This window comes from Novosphingobium sp. (assembly GCF_040079535.1).
In the GTDB taxonomy this organism is placed as follows: domain Bacteria; phylum Pseudomonadota; class Alphaproteobacteria; order Sphingomonadales; family Sphingomonadaceae; genus Novosphingobium.
On record NZ_JBEBKB010000062.1, the window covers coordinates 1 to 7,206 of the forward strand.

General features: G+C 60.3%; 8 protein-coding genes. 7 read left to right on the top strand and 1 reads right to left on the bottom strand.

What is annotated here, in order from left to right; translation table 11 throughout:
- The 7 genes from ABL914_RS13270 to ABL914_RS13300 all read left to right on the top strand — a co-directional run.
- Positions 1 to 584: cold-shock protein (locus ABL914_RS13270; protein ID WP_391563665.1), on the top strand; the 584-nt coding region annotated here is incomplete at its 5' end.
- 135 nt (positions 585 to 719) lie between these two features.
- Complete coding sequence (locus tag ABL914_RS13275; protein WP_391563666.1) at positions 720 to 1,913, top strand: aspartate aminotransferase family protein; 1,194 nt, start codon at positions 720 to 722, stop codon at positions 1,911 to 1,913.
- The gene (gene argF / locus ABL914_RS13280) at positions 1,910 to 2,836 is read left to right on the top strand and encodes an ornithine carbamoyltransferase (RefSeq protein WP_391563667.1); all 927 of its coding nucleotides are present in this window, start codon (positions 1,910 to 1,912) and stop codon (positions 2,834 to 2,836) included. Before ABL914_RS13275 ends, argF begins: the two co-directional genes overlap by 4 nt.
- Positions 2,837 to 2,850: 14 nt before the next feature.
- Complete coding sequence (locus tag ABL914_RS13285) at positions 2,851 to 3,741, top strand: Hsp33 family molecular chaperone HslO (protein WP_391563672.1); 891 nt, start codon at positions 2,851 to 2,853, stop codon at positions 3,739 to 3,741.
- A gap of 238 nt (positions 3,742 to 3,979) precedes the next feature.
- Positions 3,980 to 4,264, top strand: coding sequence for a hypothetical protein (locus ABL914_RS13290; RefSeq protein ID WP_391563668.1), 285 nt, complete (start codon positions 3,980 to 3,982; stop codon positions 4,262 to 4,264).
- A 41-nt stretch (positions 4,265 to 4,305) separates the two neighbouring features.
- On the top strand, positions 4,306 to 5,001 hold the full coding sequence (gene queC, locus ABL914_RS13295) for a 7-cyano-7-deazaguanine synthase QueC (RefSeq protein WP_391563669.1): 696 nt from the start codon (positions 4,306 to 4,308) through the stop codon (positions 4,999 to 5,001).
- A 26-nt stretch (positions 5,002 to 5,027) separates the two neighbouring features.
- A complete protein-coding gene (locus ABL914_RS13300) occupies positions 5,028 to 6,602 on the top strand; it encodes a spinster family MFS transporter (protein WP_391563670.1) in 1,575 nt (524 codons plus the stop codon).
- Between the two features lie 274 nt (positions 6,603 to 6,876).
- On the opposite strand, the gene ABL914_RS13305 is transcribed toward ABL914_RS13300, so the two are convergent.
- Positions 6,877 to 7,206 (bottom strand): OmpA family protein (locus tag ABL914_RS13305; protein ID WP_391563671.1); only part of this gene is annotated, 330 nt, incomplete at its 5' end.

Genomic DNA, 7,206 nt, shown 5'->3' on the forward strand with positions numbered 1-7,206 from the left:
GCTTCGGCGGCGGCGATCGCGGCCCTCCGCGCTCTGGCGGCGGCGGCTTTGGCGGCCCGCGTGGCGGCGGCGGCGGTGGTGGCGGCGGTATGCCAGCCCAGGTCGTTGGCGAAGGCACCGGAACTGTAAAGTTCTTCAACGCCCACAAAGGTTTTGGCTTCATCCAGCAGGATGCTGGCGGCGAAGACGTGTTTGTCCACATCAGCTCGGTTGAACGCGCTGGCCTTGAAGGCTTGGCCGAAGGCCAGCAGCTCAAGTTCACCCTCGTTGATCGCGGTGGCAAGGTTTCGGCCAGCGACCTCGAAGTGGTGGGTGATGTCATCGCGGTTGAAAAGCGCGAAGTGGCTCCGCAGCGCGAGCTGACTGGCGAGCGAGCAACCGGAACGGTCAAGTTCTTCAATGCCATGAAGGGCTTTGGCTTCATCACCCGTGATGACGGCCAGCCCGATGCATTCGTGCATATCAGCGCGGTTGAACGCTCTGGTATGTCGAGCCTCAACGAAGGTGATCGGCTTGAGTTCGACATCGAAGTTGATCGGCGCGGAAAATACTCGGCGGTCAATCTGGCGGCAAGCCAGGCCTGATCGCTTTCGCGTGCGGGTTCGGGGTTGTCCCGGCCCGGCCGAAGGTCTAAACACGCACAAATGGCGGCCCTTTGCGGGGTCGCCATTTGTCGTTTTCGAAATCCACACCCCACGATCCCAAAGAAGGAACCAGCAATGTCGATCACTCCGCTGATGCCAGTCTATCCCCGCTGCGGTTTCCGGCCGGTGCGCGGCGAACACTGCCACCTGATCGGGGAAGATGGTCGGCGCTATCTGGATTTCGCAGCGGGTATCGCGGTCAACCTGCTGGGCCATTCGCACATAGGCCTGATTGGCGCGATCCAGCGCCAGGCCGAAACGCTGATGCACGTCTCGAACCTGTATGGCAGCCCGCAAGGTGAACATCTGGCCCAGCGGCTGGTTGACCTGACTTTTGCCGATACGGTGTTTTTCACCAATTCGGGCGTGGAAGCGGTGGAATGCGCAATAAAAACCGTCCGCGCCTATCACCAACATGTTGGCAACAATCACAAGTTTGAAATAATTACTTTCCGCAATGCCTTTCATGGCCGGACGATGGCGACCATCAGTGCCAGCAGTCAGGAAAAGATGCACAAGGGTTTCTATCCGCTGCTCGAAGGCTTCAAATATGTCGATTTCGACGATCTTGAAGGCGCACGTGCGGCGATTGGGCCTAACACTGCGGGTTTCCTGGTTGAGCCCGTGCAGGGCGAAGGCGGGATCCGCCCAGCATCGATGGAATTCATGACTGGCCTGCGGGCGCTGGCCGATGAACACGATCTGCTGCTCGCACTGGATGAAGTGCAATGCGGCATGGCCCGATCGGGCACCCTGTTCGCTTATGAGCAATACGGGATCGTGCCCGATGTGATGGCCAGCGCCAAAGGGCTGGGTGGCGGCTTCCCGATCGGGGCCTGCCTTGCCACAGAAAAGGCCGCGCGCGGCATGGTGATCGGTGCCCATGGCTCAACCTATGGCGGGAACCCGCTGGCTATTGCAGCGGGCGAGGCGGTTCTCGACGCTGTCGCCAACGACGAATTTCTGGCGGAAGTCCGGGCCAAGAGTGATCGCTTGCGCACGCGGCTTGAACAATTCATCGGCAACTACCCCGAGATGTTCGAACTGGTCCGCGGCAAGGGTTTGATGCTTGGGGTCAAGATGAAATTTGAACCGCGCGAATTCGTTGGTCACTTGCGGGACAACCATCAGTTGCTGACTGTCGCGGCTGGCGACAGCACGCTGCGGCTGGTTCCGCCATTGGTGATCGAAGATGCCGAAATCGACGAATTCTTCGAAAAGCTTTCGGCCGGCGCCGCCAGCTATCAGCCGCCGGCTGCGGCATCATGATCCGTCATTTCCTGGAATTGTCTGATGCCGGCGGTGATGCCCTGGCAGCGATGATCAATGACGCCATGGAACGTAAATCGGCCCGGACCGGTTGGCCCAAGGGCCAGCCTGATCCCGACCAACCGCTGAAGGATCGCGTGCTGGCGATGGTGTTCGAGAAGAATTCCACCCGCACCCGCGTGTCATTCGATGCGGCAATCCGCCAGCTAGGCGGCCATTCACTGGCGATGGAAGCCGGAACCATGCAGCTGGGGCGCGGTGAAAGCATTGCCGATACCGCCCGGGTACTTAGCCGGATGGTCGATGCAATCGTGATCCGCACCAGCGATCACGCCAAGATCGAGGAATTGGCTCACTACGCCAGCGTGCCGGTGATCAACGGCCTGACAGACCGATCGCACCCCTGCCAGATCGTGGCAGATCTGCAGACGATCGTAGAGCATGGCCGGGCCTTGCCAGGATTGGAAGTGGCTTGGCTGGGCGATGGCAACAACGTCCTCAATTCGGTCATCGAAGCGGCAGGGCTGATGAAATTCAATGTCCGGCTTGGGATTCCCGAAGGGTTTGACAGCGACCCGGCATATGTCGCGGCAGCCCGCGCCCGCGGCGCGCAGATCACCGTCTGCCGCAATCCACAAGAAGCGATGGCCAATGCCCAGGTCGTGATAACTGACACCTGGGTCTCGATGGGCCAGGAAGATAGTGCCGCAAAAATTGCCGCGATGATGCCTTATCAGGTCAATGAAGCACTGATGGCCAACGCGGCACCCGGCGCGCTGTTCCTTCATTGCCTGCCCGCCCACCGGGATGAGGAAGTGACCGACGCCGTGATCGACGGTCCGCAATCGGTGGTCTGGGACGAGGCTGAAAACCGCATCCATGCGCAGAAAAGCGTGCTTCGCTGGGTGTTCGGTCAATTGTGAGCGGAGCAGCGGGCATCGCTGGGGACGAGACTGGCTTTGACCAGGTTCTGCGCTTTACAATCCCTGCGCGAAACGCACGGGGCCGGGCCGTGCGGCTATCGCCCGTGCTCGATACGATCCTTACCGCCCATGCCTACCCGCTGCCGATCCGGCATCTGTTGGCCGAAGCGCTGGTGGTGACCGCATTGATCGGAACGCTGCTGAAGGATGATGAGGGCCAGCTGACAATGCAGGCACAAACCGAGGATGGGATCGTTGACCTGCTGGTTTGCGATTATCGCGGCGGGGAACTGCGCGGCTATGTCCGCCACAACCCCGAACGATTGGTGGCGTTGGGGGCAAACCCATCGCTCTACGCACTGTTCGGTCGTGGCTATCTGGCGATCACCTTTGATCTGGCCAGCACCGGTCAGCGCTATCAGGGGATCGTCCCGCTTGAAGGCGATTCGCTGGCGGCTGCCTGCGAAAGCTATTTCGCGCAGTCAGAACAGGTGCCTACCCTGATCCGGGTGGCCGTGCGCAGCGAAGGCGAACGTTGTGTAGCAGGAGGCTTGCTGGTGCAGCACCTGGCCGAGGGAGAGGAAGGCCGTGAACGTTTGCACGTGCGGTTGGATCATCCGGAGTGGGAGCATATCGCTGTACTGGCTGGCAGCACCCGGCACGACGAACTGGTCGATCCGACCTTGTCACTCGAGGCGCTGGTCTGGCGCCTGTTTCATGATGAGGGCGAGGTGCGGGTTGAAGCTGGACCGATGCTTCGGCGCGGATGCCGTTGCAGCATAGAGCACTATGCATCGGTGATCGCCCAATTCCCGGAGGACGATCAAGCCGAAATGCGCGACGAATCGGGTCTGGTGGTGGTCGATTGCGCTTTTTGTTCGCGGCTATTTGAAATTCCGGTCTAAGCTGCTCAATTCATCGATGAAAATGCACACTTGGTCGCTAGCGCAGCGTGTAGTATTATATCTGCATACCAGGTGCCCCCATGGGCCCTGGCAGGCGCTGGGAATAACATAGATGAATTTGGGCAAACGAACTGGAATAAGGGCTGCCTTCGCAGCACTTCTGGCCTGTGCTGCGCCGGCATTCGGGGGCGGACCTGCGCTTGCGATGCTCGATCAATTGGCCCCTGGGCGCTGGGAAATGCGCGACCGAGCAGGAGCTGTTGTCCAGCGGGCCTGCATCGCCAAAGGCCGGGATCTGGTCCAGCTGCGCCACCCCGGACGGTCATGCGATAGCTATGTTGTGCAGGACACCCCGGGCGAAGTGGTGGTGCAATACACCTGCCGCGGCCATGGCTATGGCCGCACTCGGATCCGGCGTGAAACCAATCGACTGATTCAATTGGATAGCCAGGGAATCGTAGATGGGTTGCCGTTTGAATTTGCCGTGGAAGCCCGGCACGCTGGCAGTTGCACCCCAGGCTGATTTCGTTGCGTTAACACGCCACAGCGGCTAGCCCAAAGGGCATGATAGCAGCACAGTCCAACCAAAATCCCATAGCAGTAGTGCTGCTTTCAGGCGGCCTCGATTCGATGGTTTGTGCGGGGTTGGCGCGCGAGGCTGGCTACCGTGTGGCAGCGCTGACAATCGATTACAATCAGCGCCACCGCCGCGAGATCGACGCGGCCCGGGCTATCGCTGCAGCCATTGGGGTTGATTTCCACGTTATCCTGCCACTCGATCTACGCCAGTTCGGTGGTTCTGCGTTGACCGCTGACTTGCCGGTTCCCAAGGACGGGGTCGGCTCAGATATTCCGATCACATACGTCCCGGCGAGAAATCTGGTGTTTCTTTCGCTGACGCTGGCCTGGGCTGAGGCCTTGGGGGCGAAAGACCTGTTTATCGGGGTCAATGCACTAGACTATTCGGGCTATCCTGATTGTCGCCCGGAATTCATCGCAGGCTTCGCCGATCTTGCCCGCCTGGCCACCAAAGCCGGTGCCGGCGGCAACCAGTTTACGATCCACGCGCCGCTGCAATACCTTGGCAAGGCTGAAATTGCGCAGGAGGCCATGCGGCTCAAGCTTGATCCTGCGATGAGTTGGTCTTGCTATGATCCGCAAAGCGATGGGAGCGCCTGCGGTCTGTGCGATAGCTGCCGATTGCGGCGCGAAGGATTTGCCAAGGCCGGGCTGGTAGATCCGGCCCGCTATGCGCACTAACCAAGATCAATTCCGGGAGAGTTAATTTGGAAAAGACCAATACCGCTGTTGTGCCCCCCAGCCAGGCAAGCGGCTATAGCTGGTATGTGCTTGGCGTGCTGGTGCTGGTCTACGTGCTGAACTTCATCGACCGGCAAATCCTGAGTATCCTGGCCGTGGATATCAAGCGTGACCTGGGCCTTGATGATGCCGATATGGGTTTTTTGGGCGGAGCGGCATTTGGCGTATTCTACGCCTTGTTCGGGATCCCGCTAGGCCGCCTTGCTGATAACTGGCACCGGGTCCGGCTACTCTCGGTCGGCTTGTCACTGTGGTCCACAATGACCGTATTTTCGGGGTTCGCGTACAACCAGCTAACCCTTTCGCTTGCGCGCATGGGTGTAGGGGTTGGCGAGGCCACGGCAAGCCCGACTGCCTATTCGCTGATCTCGGACTATTTCCCAAAACGTCAGCGCGGCACGGCGTTGGCGATATATTCCTCGGGCCTCTATCTTGGCGGCGGGGTATCGTTGTTCATCGGAGCTTGGGTGGTTCAAGCCTGGAACATCGCCTATCCCGTGGCCGGTCCGCTTGGTCTCAAGGGATGGCAAGCGGCTTTTCTGGTCGTAGGCCTTCCTGGGCTGCTGCTGTCGCTGCTGGTGTTGTCGTTGCGCGAACCGAAGCGCGGCCTAATGGACGGGATCGCAGCAGAGCAATCGGAGCGGCCCTTCGCCGACTTCTTGGCAGACCTTGCCACGATCATCCCCCCGCTGACCTTTTTCGGGGCAGCGCGGCGCGGGCAAGGCGCGCTGCTGATCAATGTCATTGTTGCTGCGCTGCTTGCGCTGTTTGCGCTGGCGATGATCGCGCTAACCGGCAAGGAAGCGCAATGGGCGGCCGTCTCCCTAGGTTACTACGCAGTCTTTTCATGGGCGAGCACGCTTCGGGCACGCGATCCGGCAACGTTTCAGCTGATTTGGGGAACTCCCGCCTTCATTTGCACCACGCTGGGCTACGGACTGGTTTCGCTGGCGGCCTATGCCTTGGCATTCTGGGCTCCGACCTATGCCGAAACGGTCCTGAAATTGCCCAAGGGAGAGCTGGCATTCGTGCTGGGAGCCAGCGGCGCTCTGGCCGGATTTCTCGGTGTGATTATTGGAGGCCGCGTTTCAGATGCGCTTCGTGCCCGCAATCCGGCCGGGCGAATTCTGGTTGTCATGTTCGGGGCGGTTGCCCCGATAATTCCGATCTGGATTGGCTACACCACTACCGATGCATTGACATTCTATGCGATGAATTTCCTGGCCGGAATGTTTGGTGCGGCCGCCCTTGGTGCAGCTGCGGCGACAACCCAGGATCTGGTCCTGCCGCGCATGCGGGGTACCGCCACGGCGTCATTCTTTCTGGGAACCACCTTGGTAGGCCTGTCGTTTGGCGCATACATGGTCGGGCAAATTTCGGACCTTGCCGGCACCATGATCGACGGAAAGCTGGTTGGAAATTTGCAGGTTGGAATTCTCTCGCTGATCGGTGTGGCACCGGTCGCGCTTGGTCTGCTGATCTATGCCTATCGGACCGTGCCCAAAGCTGAGGCGAGCATAGCCGAACGCGCCGAAGCCTGATTCGAGCCCGTCTGACTGACGAGAGCTTCTCAGGCTCTGGCCCCGCTTGCGCCGGGATCAGCTTGTGCTCCAATCTGTCATCCCAGCCAGTCTGCGGCGGCAGGCTGTCAGCCCCCGGTTGCGCGTTGATTGAACACGGCGATCCTGGCCCAACCCGCCGCGCGACCGGCAACAGGCTACCCGCTTTCGCACAGAACAGGCCGCCCTGCCTGCGCATAGAAAAAGGGGGCCGGATCGCTCCGGCCCCCCAATCCTTTGCCTGCAAAGGCGTGGCTTACATGCCCGAACCCGGACCGTAGGTGATTTCCACCCGGCGGTTCTGCAGTTCCTTGACGCCATCCGCGGTCGGCACGCGGTTGTTGCTTTCACCGAAGCCCTGGCTGGTGATGGCACCGGCCGGAATTCCGTGATCAGACAGGTACTGGGTAACCGAAGCGTTGCGGCGTTCCGACAGGCCCTGGTTATAGGTGTTACCGCCCGAACGGTCAGCAAAGCCGGCCAGCATGATCGGAACATTGGCGCAGTTGCCATAGGCAGCCACAGCGCTGTCGAGGATCGACGCCGCTTCAGGCGTGATATCCGACTTGTCCCAATCGAAGAACAC

Coding starts and splice junctions, on each gene's coding strand:
- ABL914_RS13275 (WP_391563666.1), top strand. CDS start 720: ATGTCGATCACTCCGCTGATGCCAGTCTATCCCCGCTGCGGTTTCCGG.
- ABL914_RS13290 (WP_391563668.1), top strand. CDS start 3,980: ATGCGCGACCGAGCAGGAGCTGTTGTCCAGCGGGCCTGCATCGCCAAA.
- queC (WP_391563669.1), top strand. CDS start 4,306: ATGATAGCAGCACAGTCCAACCAAAATCCCATAGCAGTAGTGCTGCTT.
- argF (WP_391563667.1), top strand. CDS start 1,910: ATGATCCGTCATTTCCTGGAATTGTCTGATGCCGGCGGTGATGCCCTG.